This is a genomic window from Nocardia sp. NPDC058519, from assembly GCF_042719755.1.
Taxonomy (GTDB): domain Bacteria; phylum Actinomycetota; class Actinomycetes; order Mycobacteriales; family Mycobacteriaceae; genus Nocardia.
In genome coordinates this window covers 102,943-124,056 of the sequence record NZ_JBHXNK010000019.1, presented here as the reverse complement: position 1 = coordinate 124,056, position 21,114 = coordinate 102,943, and the positions used below count along the sequence as shown (strand labels likewise).

Sequence of the window (21,114 nt, the reverse complement as noted above, 5' to 3'; positions counted from 1 at the left end):
TTCGTGACGATTCTCGGTATCGGCTTGGACTTGGTAACCATCTCCGAGTTCTCCGAACAGCTGCAACGGCCCGGGTCGACCATGCTCAGGGAGACATTCACCGCTGGTGAACGTCGCTACTGCCAGAGCAAGCAAACCGACCCGGACCGCAGCTTCGCCGCACGCTGGGCCGCGAAGGAGGCGGTGCTCAAAGCCTGGGCATCGTCTCGCTTCGCCCGCAGCCCACAGATCGGCGACAACCCCTACCCGCTCATCGAAGTCGTCAACGACGCGTGGGGCAGACCGAGCATCAAACTCCACGGCCTCGCCGCGGAGTTCCTGCCCCGCGTGCGCGTGCACCTGTCCCTGACCCACGACGGTGACACCGCCGCGGCGATGGTGGTGCTGGAGGACCCGGGCGAACTGGCCGATCTGATCGACGGCCGGGGCTAGAAATCGCGAACCGCTACTCCTCGGCGGTTCGCGATTCTTTTTCGGCGACGAGCAAATAGGCCACCATCAGCCGCTTGAGTTCGGCGACGGCGTCGGTGTTCGATTGATCTTCCTGCACCGAGAAATTCAGCATCGAATACACGACGTGCACCAGCACCTCGGCCATCATCGTGCGCCGGGCGCGCGGGGTGCGCGGGGTCAGCGGCCGCAGCATCTGCGAGACGACCGCGGCGAATTCTTTCTCGTGCAGCGCGCCCGTGGCCCGCGTGGACGGGGTCGACTGCATCGCCAGCCACACTTCGCGCCGTGACGGGTCGGTGGTCCACAGGTTCGCCATGTGGTCGACGAACTGATTCATGTGCCGCAACCAGTCCAGCGAGGGCACTTCACCGTGGAAGTCGGCCAGCTCGCGGGAAACCGCAACCAGGTCTTGTCGATTGAGCTCGCAGACGATCACGTACTTGTTGGCGAAGAACTGGTACAGGGTGCCGATCGGCACCTCGGCGCGCTGGGCGACCTCTTCACAGGTGAACGATTCGAACCCCACCTCGACCAGCAGCTCGCGCGAAGACGCCAGCAGGGCGTCGAATTTGCGCTTGCTGCGCTCCTGCGTCGGCCGCTTGCGCGGCATCAACTCCTGCGGGTCGTCCTGCAATTCCAGCGCAGGGTCCGGACGGCTCTGCGGTGACCGGGCCTGCGCGTGTACTTCCACCCATCCAGGCTAGCGGTATACACACATCCGCGACACGCCTCTACCGACAGCGTGTCAACAACTAGCTGAAATCCCGACCCATCCATGCCCTGACCGGTGACGAATCATCAGATAAGTGTGCGTCTATCTGCACGCTTATTCGCGGTGATCTTCTTGCCGTACCCGATCTCGAACGGCTGGGGACTGACGGCGGCTTGGTTCGCTGTCACGGTTCGGAACTGGCCAGATCGCTCTGGCGTGGTGGCGTGTGTTGGTGACTGACGACGAAACCTGGGGAAGGAGTTGATTGCTGGTGGCTAGGTTCGACATCCCCGACGGATGGACAGTGCAGGCCTACCGATTCGCGATCGACCCGACCCAGCAACAACACACGATGCTCCGATCTCATTGCGGGGCAGCCAGGTTCGCGTTCAACCACATGCTCACCCTCGTCACAGCGGTGATGGATCAACGCGCCGCGGAACGCAGCTACGGCATAGCTGACACTGATTTGACCCCGTCGATCGGCTGGTCACTACCCAAGCTCCGCAAAATCTGGAACCAGCGCAAACACGAGCACGCGCCGTGGTGGGCCGAGAACTCGAAAGAGGCCTACAACACCGGACTCGACGCCCTCGCACGGTCCCTGGACAACTGGGCTATCTCCCGAACCGGTCGGCGGGCAGGTAAACCGGTCGGGTTCCCGAGATTCAAGACTGCGGTCCGGTCCCGACCATCGGTCCGGTTCACCACCGGAACGATCCGGGTCGAACCGGACCGCCGCCACATCGTCTTGCCACGGCTCGGGCGGCTCAGAACACACGAGTCCACCCGAAAGCTCGCCCGCCGTGTCGAGGCGGGGTCCGCGCGAATCCTGTCTGCGACTCTGTCGCAGGACTCACGTTGCCGCTGGTATGTGTCGTTCCAGACACTCATCGCGAGCAAGATCCGTCCCGTGCATGCGCGGCGGTCACCTGACCCAGTGGTCGGCGTGGATGTCGGTGTCAAAGCCGACGCCCTGCTCGTGGTCGCGGCTCCCGACGGTCGTGAGTTGTGGCGGGTTCCGGCCCCGAAACCGTTGGCGGCGTCGCGGGCCCGGCTGAGGGCGTTGCAACGCCGGGCTGCACGTCAACACGGCCCGTACGACTCGGTCACGAAAACAAGGCGGCTGCCGTCGAAGCGGTGGCAAGCCACCACCGCTCGGACAGGCCGTACTCACGGGCGTGCCGCCGCGATCCGTCGGGATGTTCTACACAAGGCGACCACGACCTTGGCCCAGCAACATCAGGTCATCACCGTGGAGACGTTGAACGCGGCCGGGATGCGATCGGCGGGTGGTGCCCGGAAGAAGGGTATGAACCGAGCGCTCGCTGATGCGGCGTTGGCGCAGATCCGGCAGATGCTCTCGTATAAGACCAGATGGTATGGGTCGGACCTGGTGGAAGCTGATCGGTGGTTTCCGAGTTCGAAGACGTGTTCGGGGTGTGGTGGGCGAAAGCCAAACCTGACCCTCGCCGACCGCGTCTATGAGTGTGAACACTGCGGTGTTTCGATCGATCGTGATCGCAATGCCGCGATCAACCTCGCCCGACTCGGCGACACCCAGTCAAGCGTGGGTGAACAGGGTCCCGCCGACAGTGGGTCGGCGGCAGGACGTGGAGCCAGGCAGGAGACCGATCCTACGCAAGTAGGAGACGCGGCCGGCTGTGAAGCGTCCACCCGGCTCTACACCACCAGTGGTGGTGGTAAGGCCGGGACCGTCGCCTCGGAAGGGATGGCTGCCTGATGGGCGCGCACACGCATTTGCTCACCAAAAGGTAACGGAAGGCAAGACTTGTGGCAGCAGGATCTGTGGTAACCCTCGGCGTCAGCACCGAACGGGGAGCCGTGCACGCGGTGGCGTTCGCCGAATCGGGCGTCACCCTCACGGATCGGATGCTGCTGCGGCGCACCGTCCGTGCCAATGGCGACGGTAAGTCCGAAGTGGCGGTGGCGGTACACACCGCACTCGACGCGATCGCCGCCGAACTCGATGACGAGCACGAGATCGCCGGGGTGGCGGTGAGTTACCGCGACGCGAACGAGCGCCGCGCGATCGTCACCCGGCTGGCGGAGACCGAATGGCGCACGGCCTCGCTGGTTTCGGCGAAGTCGGCGCATCTGTTCGTCGCGGGCGCGATGACCTGGCTCGACGAGTTCGAGAATCTACTCGTCTTCGAGGCGGTGCCCGGCTACCAGGCGATGACACTGATCGACCCCGGTCGCCATCGTGTGCTCGCCGCCTACTCGCAGACCGGTGCGCCCACGCCCGACGCGCTGCGCACCGGTGTGTCCGCGGCGTGGGACCAGTTCGAGGCGGCGTCGGTGAAGCCCGGCGCGGTGGTGCTGGTGGGTTCGTCGTCGGACGCGCCCGCGGTGCGCGACGCGGTCGCCGGATTCGGGGTGCCGGTGCTGCCCTGCCGGCTGGCGCCGTTCGCGCCCGCCGCCGGAGCCGCGCTGGTCGCGCTCGGCGACACGGTCGTGGTGCCGATCCAGACCGGCTCGCGATCCAAGCGGGGGACCGCGATGGTCGCCGCGGCCGCCAGTGTGCTCGCGGGCGGGCTCGTCGCGGGTGGTTCGTATGCGGTGATGAACGGCGGGACGCCTGCGGTCGACAACACCGCCGTGTCGTCGGAGCCCGGCGTCGCGTCGGCGCCGATGATTCCGCAAGCCCCCCAGACACACGAAGCCGCCTCGGTGGAGACCGGGTCGAGCGGCGGGGTGGGTTCCGGCAGCGATTTGCAGGTGAGTCCGGCGGAGGAGTCGGCCACCTCGCCGTACGAGACGGTGTCGCCGAACCCGCAACTGGTGAACCCGGGCGAGTTCCCGCTCGACTACCCGACCCAGCTGTACGGCGATGCACCAGAGGAGGATCCGCTGCCGCTCGAACCGGTCGCGCCTTCGGTGCCGCAGATCCCCGCCGCGGCACCGACGCTGCCCGGAACCGGCATCCCGCTCACCATGCAGCCTGCGCAGGGTATTACGCCGGAGGGCCCGTACACGGCATCGGCCGACTGATAGTTCCCGCAGTGAGGGGGGCAGCGCCTGTGCGCTGCCCCCCTCACTGTTTTCAGACGCTGGTGCGACGCCGGAACAGAACTCCCGCCGCGACGTACCCGCCCAGCGCGATACCCGCGCACCACAGCACCGCGAGCAACCCGCTGTCGCCGATCGGCGTGCCCATCAACAACCCGCGTATCGTCTCGATGACCGGGGTCACCGGCTGATTCTCGGCGAACCAGTGCAGCGAGACCGGCATCGACTCGGTCGGGACGAACGCGCTGCTCACATAGGGCAGGAACATGAACACGAACGTGAAGCCGTTCGCCGCCTCGGGGTTTCGGGCGAGTAGACCGAGTGCCGCGGACAACCACGACAACGCGAACACGAACATCGCGAGCACCCCGACGACGCCCAGCCAGCGCAACGGGTCGGTGGTCGGCCGGAAGCCGAGGGCGATCGCGAGCCCGATCACGATTCCCGAGGTGAGCAGATTGCGGATCACGCTCTCGGCGACGTGGCCGGTGAGCATCGCCGAGCGGGCGATGGCCATGGCACGGAACCGGTCGATGATGCCGTCGGCCAGATCGGTGGACAGCGCGACCGCGGTCGTCGACGCACCGAATCCCGCGCACAGCAGGATGATTCCGGGCACCACATAGTCGATGTAGGCGCCGGGGCCGACGTCCATCGCCCCACCGAAGACATAGACGAACATCAGCAGGATGATCACGGGCAGCGCGATCGTCATGATCATCGTGTCGGGACTGCGCAGGGTGTGCCGGATATTGCGGTCCAGCATCGTGGCCGAATCCTGGACTGTGCGCAGCGTGCGCCGGCTGGGCGACAAAGTGGACATGGTGTGTCTCGTTTCGATGTTCAGGCGACCGAGGCGGCGCTGCGGGGTTGACCGGTCAAGGCGAAGAAGACGTCATCGAGGTCGGGGGTGTGCACGGTGAGCTGCTCGATCGCGATGCCGAGGTCGGCGAAGCGGTCGAGCAGCTGCTTCATCTCGCTCGCGCTGCCGTCCGAGGGCACCTGCAGGGTCAGTTGCTCGGGATCGACCTGGGTGCCCGCGGCGGACGCGGTGTCGACAGCCTTCGCGGCGGACGCGAGCTGGTGGTGATCGGCGAAGCTCAGCCGGATGTGCCCGCCGGGGACCAGACGCTTGAGTTCGGGTGGGGTGCCGTCGGCGACGACGCGGCCGTTGTCGAGCACGGCGATCCGGTCGGCCAGCTGATCGGCCTCCTCGAGATACTGCGTGGTGAGGAAGATCGTCGTCCCGTTGGACGCGAGTTCCCTGATCCCCGTCCACAGGTCGCGGCGGCTGCGCGGATCGAGGCCGGTGGTCGGCTCGTCGAGGAAGACGATGCGCGGTCGGCCCATCAAGCTCATCGCCAGATCCAGCCGACGCCGCATACCGCCGGAATAGCCGTTCACCGGTCGTTCGGCGGCGTCGGCGAGTTCGAAACGGTCGAGAAGCTCCGCGGTGCGGCGCCTGGTCTCGGCCGCCCCCAGATGCAGCAGTCGGCCGGTCAGGCGCAGGTTCTCGGTTCCGGTCAGCACGAGGTCGACGGCGGCGTACTGGCCGGTGACACCGATCAGCCTGCGCACGGTGTCCCCGGCGTGGACGGGGTCGTGGCCGAAGACGCGCACCTGGCCGCCATCGGGTCGGATCAGGGTGGCCAGGATGCGGACCAGTGTCGTCTTGCCCGCGCCGTTCGGGCCGAGCAGCGAGAAGACCGTCCCCGCCGGAATGTCGAGGTCGAGGTTGTCGAGGACGACGTGGGTGCCGTAGGTCTTTCGCAACCGGCTGACGGTGAGGGCGGGCACGGAATCGGGTGCCATGATTTCTCCGATCGAGAAACTGTTTATGCTGTAGAGACAGTTTATACTGTAATCAGTTCCTTGGCGCAAGAGCGTGCACCGCTAGAGTCGACGCGAGCGGAGGAGGACGATGACGACACCCGGCGATCCGGGGCTGCCGAAAGCGGTCCAGTTGATGTGGGGCCTGCACGAACCGGGCGGTCGTGGACCCAAGCGGGCACTGACCCTCGACCAGATCCTGGACGCCGCCATCGAGGTGGCCGATGCGGAGGGCTATGCGGCACTGTCGATGAACCGGGTCGCCAAGCAACTCGGTTTCACCGCCATGTCGCTGTACCGCTACGTCGACAGCAAGACCATGCTGGTGAATCTGCTGGTCGACCGGGTCGTCGGGCAGCCACCCGCCGTGGTGGGCGGCTCGACGTGGCGGGAGGGTTTGCGGCAGTGGGCGCTGGCAGAGTTCGAGATCATCGGTATCCACGAGTGGTGGGTGGATATCCCGCAGAGTGGACCGCCGATGGGTCCGAACAGTATTGCCTGGCTCGATGCCGGTCTACAGGCACTCCGTGCGCAACCCCTGCCGGAACCGATCAAACTCCAGTTGGTGATGAACCTGTCGATGTTCGTGGTCGGCAGGCGACGGGCGGCCCGCGACTTGCGTATCGGCGAGGGGGCCGCCTTCACCACGATCATGGCCACGATGGTCGATCCCGTCCGCTTTCCCGCGATGTCGGCCGCCCTCGCCGGTGCGGCCTTCGATAACGAGGAAATCAATTGGGAACAGGCCGATTTCGAATTCGGCCTGGCCCGACTGCTCGACGGTTACGAGGTGTTCATCGCCACGTTCGGCGACTGACTACACCGACAGATCGCGGCGCAACTTGGCGACGTGGCCGGTGGCCCGGACGTTGTACTGGGCGACCTCGATCTTGCCCTTCTCGTCGACCACGAAGGTCGAGCGGATCACGCCCGTCACGGTCTTGCCGTACATCATCTTCTCGCCGAACGCGCCCCATTCTTTGAGCACCTCGCGCTCGGGGTCGGAGAGCAACGGGAAGGTCAGGCCCTCGTTGTCGCGGAACTTGGCCAGCTTGGCGGGCTTGTCGGGCGAGATGCCGATGACCTCGAGGCCGGCGCCGCCGAGCTCGGTCAGGTTGTCGCGGAAATCGCAGGCCTGCTTGGTGCAGCCGGGGGTACTGGCGGCCGGGTAGAAATAGACGATCACCTTGCGGCCGCGGTAGTCCGACAGCGACACGTCGTTGCCGTCGGCGTCGGGCAGCGTGAATTCGGGAGCGGTGTCTCCGGGGGAGAGGCGATGGTTGTCGGTCACCACCGCACGGTAACCGACCGGGCCGGTCGAGGGCATGGATAGACTCGGTGCCGAGCAGTAGACATATACCTGGAGGTGACGGTGGCCAAGGACGACACCGACCGGATCGAACGCGAGATCGAGATCGCGCGTACCCGGTTGGCGACCACGCTCGACGAACTGGCGGTGCGCGCCGATCCGCAACGGATCGCGGACGACACCAAAAATATGGTGGTCGCCAAGTTGAACGAGCCGAAGGTCAAATACACGCTGATCGGAGCGGGCGCCCTCGTGGCCGGCCTGGTCCTGATCAAGATCTTCCGCCGCTGAATCAGCCGGCCGGACAACAAAAAACACCCGATGTGCCAACGAGTCACATCGGGTGTTTTTTTGTGCTTTTTACTGCGTGGGGCAGGCCAGGCCGTCGCCATCGGGATCGAGGTGCGGCGAGTAGCCCGCCTCACCGCGGAACAGCGGCGCGCGGCCCGCGGCCATCGCATCGTCGCAGCTACGGAACGCCCCACCGGCCGAACCGGACTGGACCAGGTTGGCCGAGCCGGTGGCTCCGAGAATGGAGTCGAAGCTGGACGAACCGGTGCCCGCCGAGCCCGCGAACGGGTTGGCGTGGGCGACGGGTGCGGCGATCAGGGCGAGCCCTACGGCGGCAAGGCTGACGGTGAGCCGGCGAACGTTCATGAATTCCTCTATGTCTGCTGCGGTTCGGGTGTGGTCACGGCCACGATGATGGCCGGTAGGCCCCGTCCACCTTGATGACGGGGCGTCCGATTGTCAACCGCACGGGGAGGGGGATTCGCCGCGAGTCGTGGTCGGTTATTCGCCCAGGCGGTGTCCGGTCAGGTGTTCGGCCGGGATGGTGCCCATTCGGCCCGCGTTGAAATCCTCCATCGCGTCGATGATTTCCTGGCGAGTGTTCATGACGAACGGACCGTATTGAATCACCGGTTCGCGCAAGGGAGTTCCGCCGAGGAGCAGTACCTCGAGATCGCCGGTGGTGCTGCGCTGGGTGAGGTCGGCGGTCAGGGTGATGGCGTCGCCCTTGCCGAAGACCACCAGCTGCCCGGCGCTGATCGGCCTGCGATCGACGCCGACCGTGCCGCTGCCCGACAGCACATAGGCCATCGCGGTGAAGTCCTTCGGCCATGGTGTTTCCAGCTGGGCGCCGGGCACGAGCGAGGCGTGGGCGTAGGCGATCGGGGTGTAGGTGGAACCGGGACCCGCGAATCCGGCGACCTCACCGGCGATGACGCGCACGAGCGCACCGCCGTCGTGCGAGCTGACCAGGGTCAGTTCACTCGCGCGCAGGTCCTGGTAGCGCGGGGTGGCGAACTTGTTCGATCGTGGCAGGTTCACCCACAGCTGGATTCCGTGAAACGTGCCGCCGGAGATCACGAGCTTCTCCTCGGGCAGTTCGTCGTGCAGCATGCCGGAGCCCGCGGTCATCCACTGTGTGTCGCCCTCGCCGATCACACCGCCACCACCTTGGGAATCGTGGTGCACCATGGTGCCGTCGAGCATGTACGTGACGGTTTCGAAGCCGCGGTGCGGATGCCACGGCGCGCCCTTGGCCTCGTACGGCTCGTAGGCCACCGGGCCCATCTGGTCGAGCAGGATGAACGGGTCGGCCGAGCGCAGGTCGACGCTGGGGAACGGCCGGGTCACCTCGAATCCGGCACCTTCCTGCTGGCGCGCGGCGGTGACGACCTGTCGAACCGGACGCTGGGTCTCGGTGACATCGGGACGGGGCAGCACCATGATGTCGTCGACGGTGATAGCTGGCATGGGGTGCCTCCTGGGTGCTACGTAGTTGGTTTCCATGTCAACCAACTACGTCCTAGAATCATTCCCGTGCCCCGATGGTTGTCCGAAGAAGAGCAGCAGACCTGGCAGTCCTACATCCTGATGCGCCAGCGACTGGACGCCGTCCTGGCCGCGGGCCTGGCCGAACACGGACTGTCGATGGCCGACTACGAGCTGTTGGTGCCGCTGTCGGCGACACCCGAAGGATGCCTGCGGGCCAAGGAGCTCGCCGCAAAGGTCTGCTGGGACAAGTCCCGGTTGTCCAAGCAGCTGGCCCGGATGGCCACGCGTGGACTCGTCGCTCGGGTGCCCGCAGCGGACGACGCGCGCGGAATCGTCGTCTCGCTGACCGAGGCCGGACGCGAGGTGTTGCGCGAAGCCGCGCCCGAGCACGTCGAATTGGTGCGGGAGTTGTTCATCGACCGGATGACCGATGCGGAAAGCGCGGCGATCCGCTCACTGGCCGCGAAGGTGACAGCGGCAGGCGAGGCCCGAAGCGATTCGGCCGGTTAACGATTCAGGCCCACGGCCCGATGCGCAGTAGACAGAGCTCGAACTTCGCACGCAGGGGCGGTGGCATGAAGGCAGCCGGGTTCATCGTTTCAGTGGGCATGCTGTGCGCGGTGTCGGTCAGATGATGCTGCGTGGTTGTCCTCGCTGCCGATCCCGCCCCCGGTGGCGGTAGGTTGAGATATGCCCATCGCCTCGCTCAACGGCATTCAGCTCAACTACGACGTCACCGGTTCGGGACCGCTTGTCCTGCTCGTGATGGGTAGTGGGAGTCCTGGACGTGTCTGGCGCAACTATCAGGTGCCTGCCCTGGTCGAGGCGGGTTTCACCGTCGCGACTGTCGACAATCGGGGGATCGCGCCGTCGTCGGAGTCGGCCGGCGGAATCACCATGGCGCAACTGGTCGGTGACACCGCCGCGCTGATCGAACACCTCGGTGCCCCAGCGCATGTGGTCGGTACCTCGATGGGATCGCGGATTGTCGCCGAGCTCGCGTTGGTTCGGCCGGAGCTGCTGCGCAAGGCCGTGATGTTCGCGGCCACCGCGCGTCCGCATCCGGTGACGAGCGCCCTCAGCAAGGGGGAGCAGGCGTTGTTCGACAAGGGGATCCAGTTGCCGCCGGAGTACGCGGCCGCGGTCAAGGCGATGATCAATCTGTCGCCGCACACCCTGGCCGATCCGGCCAAGGCGCAGGAGTGGCTCGATATCTTCGAATTCACCTCGGGGAAGGGAACTCCCGGTACTCGGGCGCAAGCGGGGATGGATCGGTCGCAGGATCGGCGGGCGGCGTATCGGGGGATCTCGGTGCCCAGCTTGGTTGTCGGGTTCGCCGATGATCAGATGGTGCCGCCCCAGTTCTGCCGGGAGGTCGCCGAGGCGATCCCGACGGCCACCTACACCGAGATCGAACGGTGTGGGCACTACGGGTATCTGGAGCGGCCCGATGAGGTCAATCGCCTCCTGATCGAATTCCTCTCCGCTGCTCGATAATTCACCACTCACAAGGATCTGTCATGCGTGATTCCTCGAACTGCCCCGCCTGCGACTACGAGTACACCTATCGGGAGATGAACGGAACGTGGGTGTGTACCGGCTGTGCCAATCAGTGGGGGCTGAGCGTGGTTCCGGATCTCGACGATACGGTTCGGTAGCTAACCCGGCGTCGTGAGCGCGGATGCCGCGGCCGCGGCGATCGCGGTGGCGACGGCGGTGAGCGCGGGGGAGTGGAGTTTCCACTGCTGCCAGTACAGCGGGACGTCGATGTGGGAGTCGCCCTCGATGTTCACCAAAGTGCCTGCGGTGCGATCCTTCTCGGTTTGCAGATCGGGCAGCATGCCCCAGCCGAGTCCGAGCCGCACCGCATTTGCGAACGCGCTCGACGACGGCACGTAATGACCCGGCGGATCGACCTGGCGACGGGTGCGGCGGCGTAGCTGGCGGAATTGCAGATCGTCTTTGCGGTCGAAGTGCACGACGGGCGCGTGGGTGTAGGCGGCCGGGGTCGGGCCGTCGGGAAACCAGGTGCGGACGAACCGCGGGGTCGCCGTCGGGCGATAGCGCATCGCGCCCAGCGGGGTCACGGTGCAGCCCTGTACCGGCGTCGCGGTCGCGGTGATCGCGGCTGTCACTGTGCCGTCGCGGAGCAACTGGGTGGTGTGTTCCTCGTCTTCGCGGTGCAGGTCGAAGGAGATCCCGGCGGGCACGCTCGCGAGCGCGGGCATCACCCACGATTCGAGTGAGTCGGCGTTCACGGCGATCGGGATGCGGATCGGTCGGTCGGCGGGGCGGTCGGCATCGCCGAGTTCGCGCGCGGTGTCGCCGGCGAGCAATTCCACCTGCCTGGCCAATCGCAGCACCGCGAGCCCGGATTCGGTGGGGCGCACCGGTTTCGAGCGTTGCACCAGCACCCTTCCGGCTGATTCCTCCAGTGCCTTGATGCGCTGGCTGATCGCCGACGGAGTGAGGTTGAGCCGGCGCGCGGCCGCGTCGAAGGTGCCCTCGGTGAGCACTGCGTTGAGCGCGCGCAACTGGTCCAGCTGGAGATCCACATAAGCAACTCTAATGGTTGTGAAGAATCATTAGCTGGACTGAAAATTGACGCTCTCTTAACGTCGAGGGAGTGACGGCATCATCGGCGGCGCTGGCCGCCCTCTCCGGATTGGGCTTCGGGCTCTCGCTCATCGTGGCGATCGGCGCGCAGAACGCGTTCGTGCTGCGCCAAGGGGTGCGTGGGCAGCACGTGTTGCCGGTGATCGCGGTGTGCGCGGTGTCCGACATCGTGTTGATCGGCGCGGGGGTGGCCGGCTTCGGGACGATCGTCGAGTCGTTTCCGGCGGTGCTGACCGTTGCCCGGTACGCGGGGGCGGCCTTCCTGGTCGGCTACGCGCTGCTGGCGGCTCGGCGCGCCCTCGGTTCGTCGGCCTTGATCGCCGAAGCGGCGGGCGCCTCGGTGGCCGTCGGCGCGTCCGTGCTCACCGGCCTGGCTCTGACCTGGCTCAATCCGCACGTGTATCTCGACACGCTGGTCCTGCTCGGTTCCTTCGCCAGCACCTACGCCTCGCCCGACCGCTGGTTCCTGGCCGCGGGCGCCATGCTCGCCAGCGTCATCTGGTTCGTTGCCCTCGGCTACGGTGCTCGCAGGCTCGGTCCGCTCTTCGCGCGCCCGATCGCGTGGCGTGTCCTCGATTCGCTGATCGCGGTGGTCATGCTCGCGCTGGCCGCCGGGCTGCTGCTCGCCTGAGCCGGTATCGCTAGGACTGCGCTGCCCACGGCTTCACCGGGGGCTTCACCCACAGCAGTTTCTCGTCGGCGTGTGTGCGCACCGCGGCGGCGTGCTCGGGGTTGCGGGCTGCCCAGGCGTCCTTCTGGTCGAGGAGGTCGGCGACCACCTGCCAGGTCTCGCCGGTGCTCGGCGGGTTGGTGTCGGCGGCGCGGGCCAGCTTGCGCAGGGTGGTCGCGGGCAGGGCGAGGAGTTCGGCGCTGCGGATGTCGCGCGACCAGGCGTAGGCGGCCATGCGGCGGGCTTTGGCGACGCGGCTGGCGGTGGCCGCGTCGGAATGCGCGTGATCGGGTGCCTGATCGGCGCTGTCTGGCACGACGGCGATTCTACGACGAAACGCCCCCGCTCCGGTCGGCGATGACCGGAGCGGGGGCGTTACCCCGTCTGTTGACGGTTGTATCAGTACGCGCTGTTGACGTTGTCCATCGAGCCGTAGCGGTTGGCCGCGTAGTTGCAGGCCGCGACGATGTTGGACACCGGGTTCCACACGTCGAAGGGAGTGCCCTCGACGTGGTAGGCCGCGAAGGTGGGGTCGATCACCTGGAGCAGGCCCTTGGAGGGGATGCCGTTGATCGCGTTGATGTCCCACAGGTTGATCGCCTGGGGGTTACCGGTCGACTCACGCATGATGTTGCGGTGGATGCCCTCGTAGCTGCCGGGGATGCCCTTGGCGGCCATGATGTCGAGAGCCTCGGTGATCCAGCCGTGCAGGTTGTCCTCGTAGGACTTCACCTCGGGCATCGGGGCCGGGGCGACCTCGGGAGCCGGAGCGGCCTGCGGCGCGGGGGCCGGAGCGGCCTGCGGCGCGGGCGCCGGGATGGCCTGAACAGCAGGTGCGGCGCCGACGGCGGGGATGTTCTCCACCTGCTCGACGATGGCGGCACGCTCGGGGACGCTGTCGTCGGCGAACGAGACGGCGGAGGACGCGGCTACGGCGACCAGACCGACCGCGGCAACTGCCACGGTGAACGCCTCACGGCGCGAGCGACGGCCGATAACGGTGCTGAGCTTGTCTTTGATGAGCATGTTTCTTCTGTTCCTTCATCTCTGTCTGGCGACGCAGGCCCTGGAGGAGGGCGCGATGGATCGCGCAGCGCGCACGGGAGTACACGCCGGTCAGGCGATGCGTTGTTTCTGTCTGTATGGGGAAGGTGCGACACTGTCGGGGGACGAACGCTCGGTGGCAGTTCATCGCTGGCGTCGCACGGTGCTCCACAGCTGGCTGCGGGGAGACCACGCGCTGTTCGGTGCTATCGGAGGTTGGATACTTCCGGGCTAACCAAACCGCAGGTCCGTTTGTGACCTGATGACAGAATGGTCACGAAGGGTTAACGCAAGGTAAACGAAACTTGAACGGCAAACGTTGCCGATCTTGTTTCCTTTCCGGGCAGTTGCAGAATCGTTATGTATGCAGGAGGTTTAGAACTCCGAACTGCGTGGTGGCCGTCACAAAAAAAGTTCGCCCGAATCGGGTTTTGCGGGGGTTTGCGCAGCTCGGGGGAGTCCGAACCGGGGTCTGAGCGCTCTAGCGCGGGATTCTCCATGGCGGTTCGATAACGAGACCGTGACCGTCGTCTGGCAGGCGACCCGCAGCAGAACGACCGCATCCCGGCAGTTGAGGTAACTGCCGGGATGCGGTCGTTGGTGCGCCGTCACTCGAACTGGCTCATGCGGCGTACTGATGCGCCGGGTAGGTCAGGTAGCCGTTGTCTCCGCCCTGGTAGTAGGTCGATTCGTCCGCCGGTGCGAGTGGCAGGTGGTTGCGCAATCGTTCGACGAGATCCGGGTTGGCGAGGAAGGCTCGACCGAAACTGATGAGATCCGCGCCCAGTTCCAGCCAGTGCTCGGCCTCGGTGAGTCCGGTCTGCTTCGGTCCCATCGGCAGCACCGGGTTCATGATGAGCGTGCCCGGCCATGTCCGCCGCAACTTCAGCAGCACCTCGTGGTCGGTGGTCGCCTCCAGGTGGATATAGGCCGGATCGAGGCGAGCGAGTTCGGTCAGCAACTCGCGGTACAGCGCGGGGACATCGGTTTCCGCCACACCCCAGAACTCCCCGCCCGGGGACAGCCGGATACCGGTCCTGGCCGCACCGACCGCGTCGACGGTGGCGGCGACCGCCTCGACGGCGAACCGGATGCGGTTGCGGATCGAACCGCCGAAGCGGTCGGTGCGCAGGTTCGCGTTCGAGGACAGGAACTGCGAGATCAGATACCCGTTCGCACCGTGCAGTTCGACGCCGTCGAAACCGGCGTCGACGGCCCGGCGCGCTGACTCGGCGTAGGCCTCGACGTGGTCGGGGATCTCGGCGATGTCCAGGGCGCGCGGCACGGGCACGGGCTGTGGTCCGGTGGGGGTGAACACTTCGCCGGTAGCGGGCACGGCGGACGGGCCGACCGGCTGCAGTCCGGTGGTGTCAGGGTGGGAGACCCGCCCGCCGTGCATGATCTGAGCGAAGATGCGGCCACCGTTGACGTGCACCGCGTCGGTCACCTGCCGCCACGCCGCGACCTGTTCGTCGGTGTGCAGTCCGGGGGTGCCCGGATTGGATTGCCCCACCGGGTTCGGGTGCGTTCCCTCGCTCACGATCAAGCCTGCGGTCGCCCGCTGGGCGTAGTAACTGGCCATCGATGGGGTGGCCAGGCCGCCCGCGGCGGCGCGGACCCTGCTCATCGGGGCCATCACCACGCGGTTGGGCAGTACCAGGTCACCGAGCCGAGAGCTTTCGAATAGGGATGCCATGTCGCTTCTCCAGATAGTCCGACTCGCCGGGTTGCCGGCGATAGACCTACGCTAAAAGCTGACACGGATGTGAGAGGCAACGGTCTGTGTCGCAGATCACGAGGAGGAACCTGTGCGGATCGGGGAGTTGTCCACCAACACGGGAGTCAGTGTCCGGTCGCTGCGCTACTACGAGGAACAGGGGCTGCTGACCAGCACTCGAAGTCCCAGCGGCCAAAGGCATTACACCCTCGACCACGTCGACCGGGTGCTGCTGCTGCGCCGGCTGTACGCGGCCGGGGTGTCCAGCCGCACGATCTCCCAGCTGCTGCGCTGTGTGGACGCCCCCAGCGAGCAGAATTCCGAGCTCGCCTTCGAACGGATGGCGCAGGAACGTGACCGGCTGACCGACCACATCGCCGAACTCACCCGTGCCCGCGACGCCCTCGACGGCCTCATGGATGTCAACCGCGCGCATCACCCGCGCGCCCCGGCGCAACCCCGCGCCGATGCGGTGATGCGCGCCCGATGCGACGCCACCCGGCTCGCGGAGTCCGGCTGAGCTAACGGTCGAGAGCGGTTGCGGGTGAGCCGGTTTCGATGATGCGTCCGGCGTCGACAATCGTGACCCGATCCGCGCGGGGCAGGTAACCGCGCAGGTCGTGGCTGATCACCAGCACCGCGGCGCCGGTGCGGTGCCGGTACTCGTCGAGGTGGTCCAGAATCCGTTGGGCCAGAGGCTGATCCAGCGACGTGGTGATCTCGTCACACACGAGGACTCGTGGCCGGGCGCCCAGTGCCCTGGCCAGCGCGGCACGCTGCAACTGGCCACCTGACAATCCGGCCGGATAGCGCCGGGCTTGATGGTGGTCGATTCCCAGGTGGTGCAGTATCTCGAGCGCGTCCGCCGCCGCGCGGGAACGGTCGGTGCCGGTCAGCCGGATCGCGGTGGCGGCGACTTGGTCGAGGACGGTGCGGCGCGGGTCGAACGACGCGGCGGACTCCTGCCAGACGTACTGCACTGCGGCGATCTGGGCTCGGGTGCGTCGCCGTAGCGACGGCAGCGGGCGGTCGTCGAGGCGTACTTCGCCCACGTCCGGGGTGACGAGCCCGGCGATGCAGCGGCCGATCGTCGACTTGCCCGCGCCGGACGCACCGATCATGGCCACCATCTCGCCGCGACGCAGTTCGAGGTCGACGGCGTGCAGGACGGTCGAACCGCGGTACGACACCGATACTTCGCGTACCCGCAACGCGGGCTCGGCCGGTGCTTTCGGTGTTCGATCGAGAGGTCCGGTGGTCACCGCTACCGGTAGATCGCCGGTTTCGTGGAGATGGCCGTGACGGATGAACAGGGTGCGATCACTGACCTGTTCGAGGGCGAACGTGTCATGGGTGACGAGCACGACGGCCTTGCCCGCGCGGCGCAGATCATCGAGCCCGGTGAGCAGTTTCGCGCGCGCGATCGGGTCGAGCCCAACGGTCGGCTCGTCGACTACGAGCACGTCGGGGTCGAAGGTCAGCACCTGGGCCAGGGCGAGCCGGGCTCGTTCGCCACCGGAGAACTCGAACGGATATTTCCGCAGGACGCCACCGAGTGCGTCGATATCGAAGGCCGCGGCCGCCAAGGTCTCGGCGATGCGACGTTGCCGCTCGGCTCGACTGCTCCCGCGGATCCCGTTGCGGCGTCGGCGGATTCGATCGAGTTCGCCGAGTGCGGTGCCGATCCTGCGGGCGGGATTCAGTGTCCCCGCCGCGTTCTGGGGGAGGTAGCCGATGCGGACCGCGCCGCGGCGACCGTGGAGAACCTGTCCGGAGACGACGGTGCCCGCCGCCGGAACACCGGCGAGCGCGGTAGCGATGGTGGTCTTGCCCGCACCGGAGGGCCCGAACAGTGTCACGATCTCGCCGCCGTGTACGTCGAGGTCGACCCCGTCGACGAGCACGGTCTCGCCTGCGCTGACCCGCAGACCGCGCACCCGGATGAGAGGTTCCTCGGTATCAGCCATGCCGGTCCGCCCGGACTGCCCGCCGAGCGGCCAGGGTGCGTGGGTCAGCGAGCATGTCGTCGGCGAGCAGATTGATCCCGATGATGAGCAGCACGATCAGCCCGCCCGGCAGGACGACCGACCAGGGGGCGATGGTCAGCGCGTCCTTGTTGGCGGCCACCGACACCGCCCAGTCGGTGGAGGTGGTGTCGAAGCCGAGGCCGAGGAAGTTCGCCGAAGCGAGGAAATAGACGGCGGCGGTGAAGCGGATAGCGAGGTCGGCGGCGATCGGCCGGGCCATCGCCCTTGCGGTGTAGTTCCCGTAGCGGAAGGTGCGGCTCTCACCCTGCATCCGCAGCGCGTCCATCACCGGGCCGCGCACTGTCCCCTTGGCCGCCATCCGGACGAAACGGGTGATCGGCGCGATCAGCGCGAGTCCGATCGCGCACGCGATCGCCACCGCGGACCCGCGCGTGCGCAGGGCCGCCACCATGATGATGAGCAGCGAAGGCAGACAGAGCATCACGTCGATCGGACGCATCAGCAATTCATCGATCCACGCTCGAGGTGCCGCCGCGGCGGCGAGACCGATCGCCGCGCCGACCACGTAGGCGAGCGCGACGGTGACGGCCGCGATGAGGATGAAGGTCTGCCCACCGGTGAGTGCCGCGGCCAGGACATCACGTCCGAGCCGGTCGGTGCCGAACGGGGACCATTCCGAGGGACCGAACGGAGCCTGCCGCCGCGTCGGCGCGGCGGCGGCGAAGAACGGACCGATGAAGGCGACCATCAGCGGCACCGCGACGATGCCCGCGTAGATCCAGCGGCGCGTGGTCATCGGGCCGAGCTTTCGGCCGAATGCGGGACCATCCGTTGCCCGGCGATGTCGATGGCGGTGTTGATCCCGATCGCGATCACACCGGTGATCGCGACGATCGCCAGGATCACCGGGTCGTCGCGATTGCCGATGGCACCGATCAGCGTCGAGGCGATACCGGGAACCACGAATATCGCCTCGACGATCAGCACGCCGGAGAGCAGCCCGTCACCGGTGCGTCCGAGTTCCTGCATCGCGGGCGCGAGCGCGTTGGGTGCGACGTGGCGTGCCAGCAGCGATACCCGGCCGACCCCGAGCCGTCGGGCCTGGGCGATATAGGGCTGATCGATCACGTCGATCACCCCGGCACGCACGAGCCGAACCAGGGGAGCGGCGACGCGGGCGACCATCACCACCAGCGGCAGCACCAGATACTCCGGCCGGTCGAGCAAGGTGTCGAGGTCGGTGCCGAGGAATGTCGCGGGGAGCAGGCCGAGTTCGAGGGAGACATAGCTGACCAACAGCACCGCGAGCACGAAGTCCGGAATGGAATCCAGGCCGATACTGATCGTGGTGACGAGGCGATCAACCCACGATCCCGGCCGCAGCCCCGCCGCGAACCCGGCCGTGACACCGATGGGGACCAGCAGCACGAATGCCAGCGCGGCCATCAGCGCGGTAGTCAGCAACGGGTCCGCGATCACCTCGGCGACCGGGCGGCCGTTGGCATAGGAGACACCGAAGTCGCCCGTCACCGCGTCACCGAGCCAGTCGGCGAAGCGTCTGACCGGCGCGACATCGAGTCCGAGCAGTTGCCGTGCCGCCGCCCGCTGTTGTTCGCCGAGTACATCATTGCTCTGCACATCGGCCGCGTCGCCGGGCAACAGCAGCGACAGCCCGAACACCAGCACCATCAGTATGCTGAGCTGCCCTGCTCCGATCACGCTGCGGCGCACCAGGAATCGGGAATACGGTGTCGAAACACGCACGGACGCTACCGAATACTGGTCACGATGCGGCGATCCCAGCGGTCGACCCGGCACCGCGCCCGCGCGGCGTCCAGGACGGTCATCGGGCACCCACACGGTTGAAGCGAGCCCAACCGTGCGAATTGGGCACGGCGTCCGGCAGGTTCTGGAACCGATCGCGGGCGGCAGTGTTCCACGCCGTATTGCCGAAGAACACGAATCCACCTCTGTCGTAGAGGATCTCGTGCATCGTCTGATAGATCGCCGCGCGGGCCTGCTCGGTCGGTGTCGCCTGTGCCCTCGCGTACAGGGCGTCGAACTCCGGGTCGGACCACTTCGTCCGATTCTGTGGTGAACCGGTCAGCAGCCGCGAGGCGAAATGGTTCGGAATCGGCAACGGTCCGGACTGGCCCATCGTCAGCTGGCCGGTGTTGAGCGCGTCGGTGTAATAGGTGTCCTTCGAACCGAGGACGACATTCACCTTGACCCCGCAGCGTGCGGCGTGCTCGGCGAAAAGCCTTGCCGCCTCGACGAATCCGTGCGCGACGGGCGCGGTGAAAAGATCGAACGACAGGTCGCGCACCCCGGCACGACTGAGCAGGCGCCCCACCTCGTCGGGGTCGAAGCTGTGTTGGGGCAGGTCGGCGGAGTACTGGAAGCCCTTGCCGAAAACATCGTTGCCGACCTCGCCCTGGCCCTCCAGCGCGACCTTGACCAGTTCGTCGCGGTCCAGCATCCGCATCACCGCCCGGCGGACGTCAGGGTTATCGAACGGTGCCCGGTCGGTCTTCATGGCGAAGAAATAGATTCCACTGTTCGGGGTCGATCCCAGCGAGACCCCGCGCTTGCCCTGCAAGGTCCGAACCGCCGAGGGTGTGAGGTTGTCGGCGTAGTCGATCTCGCCGCTCTGCACGGCCGAGAGCCTGGCGTCGGATTCCGCGCTCACGATCCGCAACCGGCGGATCTCCGGTGCGCCGTCCCAATAGTGGTCGTTGGCGGTGGCGACGAACTGCCTTCCCGCTTCGAAGGACTCGAACACGAACGGGCCGGTGCCCACCGGCCGGTCGAAATCGGTGGCACCGTTCTGCACGATCTTGGTTCCGTAGGCCGACAGCGCGATCAGGAACTCGAAAGACGGTTCGGTGAGCGCGATCTCGACGGTGCGGGCATCGACGGCACGGCTCCGCGCCAGGTCGACGTTCGCCAGCGACGACGCGGCGATGAACGGGCGCCGCTGTGGCGGGCCGAGCACCCGCGAGAACGTGTATAGCACGTCATCGGCGGTGAACGCCTTCCCGTCGTGCCAGCGCGCCTCACGCAGCGCGATCCGCCATCGTGTGCCGTCGGCGTTCGGTTCGGCTGAAACCGCCAGCCGGGGAATCGGTGTCATCGTCGCATCGATCTCGAACAACCCGTCGTAGACCGATTTCATCCTGGCCTCGTCGATGAACAAGGTGTTCACGCCGGGGTCGATGCCTTCGCCCGCACCCGAACCCTGGAAGGCCGCGGTGAAGGTGTCGACCGCACCGTCCGCGGATGTCGATGACCGGTTGCAGCCGGCCAGAACAGTGCCCGCGGCGAGCGCGCCACCGAGCAGGAACGTGCGACGACGCAGAGTCGAGGACTGCATGGGAAGGGCTCCTATCGCGTCTGGCTCTCACGCGATGAGGACATGCGGAAACAAGCCGTCAGAGCACGGCTCGGTTCGGCGCATCGATCAATACCCACGTGATCACGACCGTGTTCAGTACCTCATCCGCAGGTATCTGGCTTCGGCCCGCGTACGGGCCTCACAGTTGCGGGACAGCGCCGGACTCACACCGGACTTCCCTACAGACAGGCGTCATCCTACGCATACACGTGCGGTCGGTGACGGTTCCGATCGGTGAAACGAAGGAAGCCCCTGACCATTTGACCTGGTCAGGGGCTTCCTGTTGTGCGCCATCAGGGACTTGAACCCCGAACCCGCTGATTAAGAGTCAGCTGCTCTGCCAATTGAGCTAATGGCGCGTGTTTTTGTTCTTTGCCCCGTCTCCGGTGCGGAACAAACATTAGCAGGCGGTGGGCCGGAAAGTGAAATCGGGCGCTGACCAGCAACAATGCCGCACACTCGGCGTTGTTAACACCAGCGGCCCTCGCGCGTATCTAACGATTGTGACTTGGTCGTGTCGCGGGGTCTTTCCCGTTGGAACCGGCCGGGCCAGCTGGCAGAATGGG

24 protein-coding genes, 1 tRNA gene and 1 riboswitch are annotated in these 21,114 nt (G+C 66.6%); of the genes, 10 read left to right on the top strand and 15 right to left on the bottom strand.

Features of this window, described 5'->3' with window-relative positions; genetic code table 11:
* Positions 1-3 precede the first annotated feature (3 nt).
* Positions 4-432 carry a holo-ACP synthase gene (locus ACFWPK_RS21425; RefSeq protein WP_378918359.1) on the top strand — a complete coding sequence of 143 codons (429 nt, stop codon included), beginning with the start codon at positions 4-6 and terminating at the stop codon, positions 430-432.
* Between the two features lie 13 nt (positions 433-445).
* On the opposite strand, the gene ACFWPK_RS21420 is transcribed toward ACFWPK_RS21425, so the two are convergent.
* Positions 446-1,063 carry a TetR family transcriptional regulator gene (locus tag ACFWPK_RS21420; protein WP_378918404.1) on the bottom strand — a complete coding sequence of 206 codons (618 nt, stop codon included), beginning with the start codon at positions 1,061-1,063 and terminating at the stop codon, positions 446-448.
* A 373-nt stretch (positions 1,064-1,436) separates the two neighbouring features.
* Here ACFWPK_RS21420 and tnpB point away from each other — a divergent pair, with 373 nt between their 5' ends.
* Entirely contained in the window at positions 1,437-2,909 is a 1,473-nt protein-coding gene (tnpB, locus tag ACFWPK_RS21415; RefSeq protein ID WP_378918357.1) for an IS607 family element RNA-guided endonuclease TnpB, read from the top strand.
* 50 nt (positions 2,910-2,959) lie between these two features.
* Positions 2,960-4,180 carry a hypothetical protein gene (locus ACFWPK_RS21410; RefSeq protein ID WP_378918355.1) on the top strand — a complete coding sequence of 407 codons (1,221 nt, stop codon included), beginning with the start codon at positions 2,960-2,962 and terminating at the stop codon, positions 4,178-4,180.
* A 52-nt stretch (positions 4,181-4,232) separates the two neighbouring features.
* Here the strand turns inward: ACFWPK_RS21410 and ACFWPK_RS21405 are convergent, their stop codons facing one another.
* A complete protein-coding gene (locus tag ACFWPK_RS21405; protein WP_378918353.1) occupies positions 4,233-5,021 on the bottom strand; it encodes an ABC transporter permease in 789 nt (262 codons plus the stop codon).
* Positions 5,022-5,041: 20 nt separating this feature from the next.
* Complete coding sequence (locus tag ACFWPK_RS21400; RefSeq protein ID WP_378918351.1) at positions 5,042-6,010, bottom strand: ATP-binding cassette domain-containing protein; 969 nt, start codon at positions 6,008-6,010, stop codon at positions 5,042-5,044.
* A 109-nt stretch (positions 6,011-6,119) separates the two neighbouring features.
* Here ACFWPK_RS21400 and ACFWPK_RS21395 point away from each other — a divergent pair, with 109 nt between their 5' ends.
* Entirely contained in the window at positions 6,120-6,845 is a 726-nt protein-coding gene (locus ACFWPK_RS21395; protein WP_378918349.1) for a TetR/AcrR family transcriptional regulator, read from the top strand.
* On the opposite strand, the gene bcp is transcribed toward ACFWPK_RS21395, so the two are convergent.
* Positions 6,846-7,319 (bottom strand): thioredoxin-dependent thiol peroxidase, encoded by a 474-nt coding sequence (gene bcp / locus ACFWPK_RS21390; protein ID WP_378918347.1) that lies wholly within the window; start codon positions 7,317-7,319, stop codon positions 6,846-6,848. It lies immediately after the preceding gene.
* A gap of 75 nt (positions 7,320-7,394) precedes the next feature.
* Between bcp and ACFWPK_RS21385 the strand changes: the two genes are divergently transcribed.
* Complete coding sequence (locus ACFWPK_RS21385) at positions 7,395-7,628, top strand: DUF3618 domain-containing protein (RefSeq protein ID WP_378918345.1); 234 nt, start codon at positions 7,395-7,397, stop codon at positions 7,626-7,628.
* 69 nt (positions 7,629-7,697) lie between these two features.
* Here the strand turns inward: ACFWPK_RS21385 and ACFWPK_RS21380 are convergent, their stop codons facing one another.
* Together ACFWPK_RS21380 and ACFWPK_RS21375 are read right to left on the bottom strand one after the other, a co-directional pair.
* Positions 7,698-7,994 carry an excalibur calcium-binding domain-containing protein gene (locus ACFWPK_RS21380; protein WP_101464065.1) on the bottom strand — a complete coding sequence of 99 codons (297 nt, stop codon included), beginning with the start codon at positions 7,992-7,994 and terminating at the stop codon, positions 7,698-7,700.
* Between the two features lie 135 nt (positions 7,995-8,129).
* The gene (locus ACFWPK_RS21375; protein WP_378918343.1) at positions 8,130-9,098 is read right to left on the bottom strand and encodes a pirin family protein; all 969 of its coding nucleotides are present in this window, start codon (positions 9,096-9,098) and stop codon (positions 8,130-8,132) included.
* A 66-nt stretch (positions 9,099-9,164) separates the two neighbouring features.
* Between ACFWPK_RS21375 and ACFWPK_RS21370 the strand changes: the two genes are divergently transcribed.
* The 3 genes from ACFWPK_RS21370 to ACFWPK_RS21360 all read left to right on the top strand — a co-directional run bounded on the left by ACFWPK_RS21370 (position 9,165) and on the right by ACFWPK_RS21360 (position 10,777).
* Positions 9,165-9,629 (top strand): MarR family winged helix-turn-helix transcriptional regulator, encoded by a 465-nt coding sequence (locus ACFWPK_RS21370; protein WP_378918341.1) that lies wholly within the window; start codon positions 9,165-9,167, stop codon positions 9,627-9,629.
* 180 nt (positions 9,630-9,809) lie between these two features.
* A complete protein-coding gene (locus ACFWPK_RS21365) occupies positions 9,810-10,616 on the top strand; it encodes an alpha/beta fold hydrolase (protein WP_378918339.1) in 807 nt (268 codons plus the stop codon).
* Between the two features lie 23 nt (positions 10,617-10,639).
* Positions 10,640-10,777: a hypothetical protein gene (locus ACFWPK_RS21360; protein WP_378918337.1), complete on the top strand. Its 138-nt coding sequence runs from the start codon at positions 10,640-10,642 to the stop codon at positions 10,775-10,777.
* On the opposite strand, the gene ACFWPK_RS21355 is transcribed toward ACFWPK_RS21360, so the two are convergent.
* Entirely contained in the window at positions 10,778-11,674 is an 897-nt protein-coding gene (locus ACFWPK_RS21355) for a LysR family transcriptional regulator ArgP (RefSeq protein WP_378918335.1), read from the bottom strand.
* 71 nt (positions 11,675-11,745) lie between these two features.
* Between ACFWPK_RS21355 and ACFWPK_RS21350 the strand changes: the two genes are divergently transcribed.
* Positions 11,746-12,366, top strand: a complete 621-nt coding sequence (locus ACFWPK_RS21350; protein ID WP_378918333.1) for a LysE/ArgO family amino acid transporter — start codon at positions 11,746-11,748, stop codon at positions 12,364-12,366.
* A gap of 10 nt (positions 12,367-12,376) precedes the next feature.
* Here the strand turns inward: ACFWPK_RS21350 and ACFWPK_RS21345 are convergent, their stop codons facing one another.
* The 3 genes from ACFWPK_RS21345 to ACFWPK_RS21335 form a co-directional block, all read right to left on the bottom strand.
* Entirely contained in the window at positions 12,377-12,721 is a 345-nt protein-coding gene (locus ACFWPK_RS21345; protein WP_378918331.1) for a hypothetical protein, read from the bottom strand.
* An 83-nt stretch (positions 12,722-12,804) separates the two neighbouring features.
* Positions 12,805-13,431 carry a transglycosylase SLT domain-containing protein gene (locus tag ACFWPK_RS21340; protein ID WP_378918330.1) on the bottom strand — a complete coding sequence of 209 codons (627 nt, stop codon included), beginning with the start codon at positions 13,429-13,431 and terminating at the stop codon, positions 12,805-12,807.
* Between the two features lie 640 nt (positions 13,432-14,071).
* On the bottom strand, positions 14,072-15,145 hold the full coding sequence (locus ACFWPK_RS21335) for an alkene reductase (protein WP_378918328.1): 1,074 nt from the start codon (positions 15,143-15,145) through the stop codon (positions 14,072-14,074).
* A gap of 112 nt (positions 15,146-15,257) precedes the next feature.
* Between ACFWPK_RS21335 and ACFWPK_RS21330 the strand changes: the two genes are divergently transcribed.
* On the top strand, positions 15,258-15,686 hold the full coding sequence (locus ACFWPK_RS21330; protein WP_378918326.1) for a MerR family transcriptional regulator: 429 nt from the start codon (positions 15,258-15,260) through the stop codon (positions 15,684-15,686).
* A gap of 1 nt (position 15,687) precedes the next feature.
* On the opposite strand, the gene ACFWPK_RS21325 is transcribed toward ACFWPK_RS21330, so the two are convergent.
* From ACFWPK_RS21325 to ACFWPK_RS21305, 5 genes are all read right to left on the bottom strand, one after another.
* On the bottom strand, positions 15,688-17,133 hold the full coding sequence (locus tag ACFWPK_RS21325) for an ABC transporter ATP-binding protein (RefSeq protein WP_378918324.1): 1,446 nt from the start codon (positions 17,131-17,133) through the stop codon (positions 15,688-15,690).
* Positions 17,126-17,950: an ABC transporter permease gene (locus ACFWPK_RS21320; RefSeq protein WP_378918322.1), complete on the bottom strand. Its 825-nt coding sequence runs from the start codon at positions 17,948-17,950 to the stop codon at positions 17,126-17,128. Before ACFWPK_RS21320 ends, ACFWPK_RS21325 begins: the two co-directional genes overlap by 8 nt.
* Positions 17,947-18,918 (bottom strand): ABC transporter permease, encoded by a 972-nt coding sequence (locus tag ACFWPK_RS21315; RefSeq protein WP_378918320.1) that lies wholly within the window; start codon positions 18,916-18,918, stop codon positions 17,947-17,949. The genes ACFWPK_RS21320 and ACFWPK_RS21315 overlap by 4 nt, the downstream gene beginning before the upstream one ends.
* Positions 18,919-18,997: 79 nt before the next feature.
* Entirely contained in the window at positions 18,998-20,527 is a 1,530-nt protein-coding gene (locus ACFWPK_RS21310; RefSeq protein WP_378918318.1) for an ABC transporter substrate-binding protein, read from the bottom strand.
* 109 nt (positions 20,528-20,636) lie between these two features.
* A riboswitch (cobalamin riboswitch) is annotated at positions 20,637-20,768 on the bottom strand.
* A gap of 66 nt (positions 20,769-20,834) precedes the next feature.
* A tRNA-Lys gene (locus ACFWPK_RS21305) sits at positions 20,835-20,907 on the bottom strand.
* Positions 20,908-21,114 lie beyond the last annotated feature (207 nt).

Excerpts from the sequence above, each read along its gene's own strand:
- ACFWPK_RS21395 (WP_378918349.1), top strand. The coding sequence starts at position 6,120 with ATGACGACACCCGGCGATCCGGGGCTGCCGAAAGCGGTCCAGTTGATG.
- ACFWPK_RS21375 (WP_378918343.1), bottom strand. The coding sequence starts at position 9,098 with ATGCCAGCTATCACCGTCGACGACATCATGGTGCTGCCCCGTCCCGAT.
- ACFWPK_RS21325 (WP_378918324.1), bottom strand. The coding sequence starts at position 17,133 with ATGGCTGATACCGAGGAACCTCTCATCCGGGTGCGCGGTCTGCGGGTC.
- ACFWPK_RS21420 (WP_378918404.1), bottom strand. The coding sequence starts at position 1,063 with ATGCCGCGCAAGCGGCCGACGCAGGAGCGCAGCAAGCGCAAATTCGAC.
- ACFWPK_RS21320 (WP_378918322.1), bottom strand. The coding sequence starts at position 17,950 with ATGACCACGCGCCGCTGGATCTACGCGGGCATCGTCGCGGTGCCGCTG.
- ACFWPK_RS21405 (WP_378918353.1), bottom strand. The coding sequence starts at position 5,021 with ATGTCCACTTTGTCGCCCAGCCGGCGCACGCTGCGCACAGTCCAGGAT.
- ACFWPK_RS21335 (WP_378918328.1), bottom strand. The coding sequence starts at position 15,145 with ATGGCATCCCTATTCGAAAGCTCTCGGCTCGGTGACCTGGTACTGCCC.
- ACFWPK_RS21400 (WP_378918351.1), bottom strand. The coding sequence starts at position 6,010 with ATGGCACCCGATTCCGTGCCCGCCCTCACCGTCAGCCGGTTGCGAAAG.
- ACFWPK_RS21340 (WP_378918330.1), bottom strand. The coding sequence starts at position 13,431 with ATGCTCATCAAAGACAAGCTCAGCACCGTTATCGGCCGTCGCTCGCGC.
- ACFWPK_RS21310 (WP_378918318.1), bottom strand. The coding sequence starts at position 20,527 with ATGCAGTCCTCGACTCTGCGTCGTCGCACGTTCCTGCTCGGTGGCGCG.
- ACFWPK_RS21360 (WP_378918337.1), top strand. The coding sequence starts at position 10,640 with ATGCGTGATTCCTCGAACTGCCCCGCCTGCGACTACGAGTACACCTAT.
- ACFWPK_RS21380 (WP_101464065.1), bottom strand. The coding sequence starts at position 7,994 with ATGAACGTTCGCCGGCTCACCGTCAGCCTTGCCGCCGTAGGGCTCGCC.
- ACFWPK_RS21365 (WP_378918339.1), top strand. The coding sequence starts at position 9,810 with ATGCCCATCGCCTCGCTCAACGGCATTCAGCTCAACTACGACGTCACC.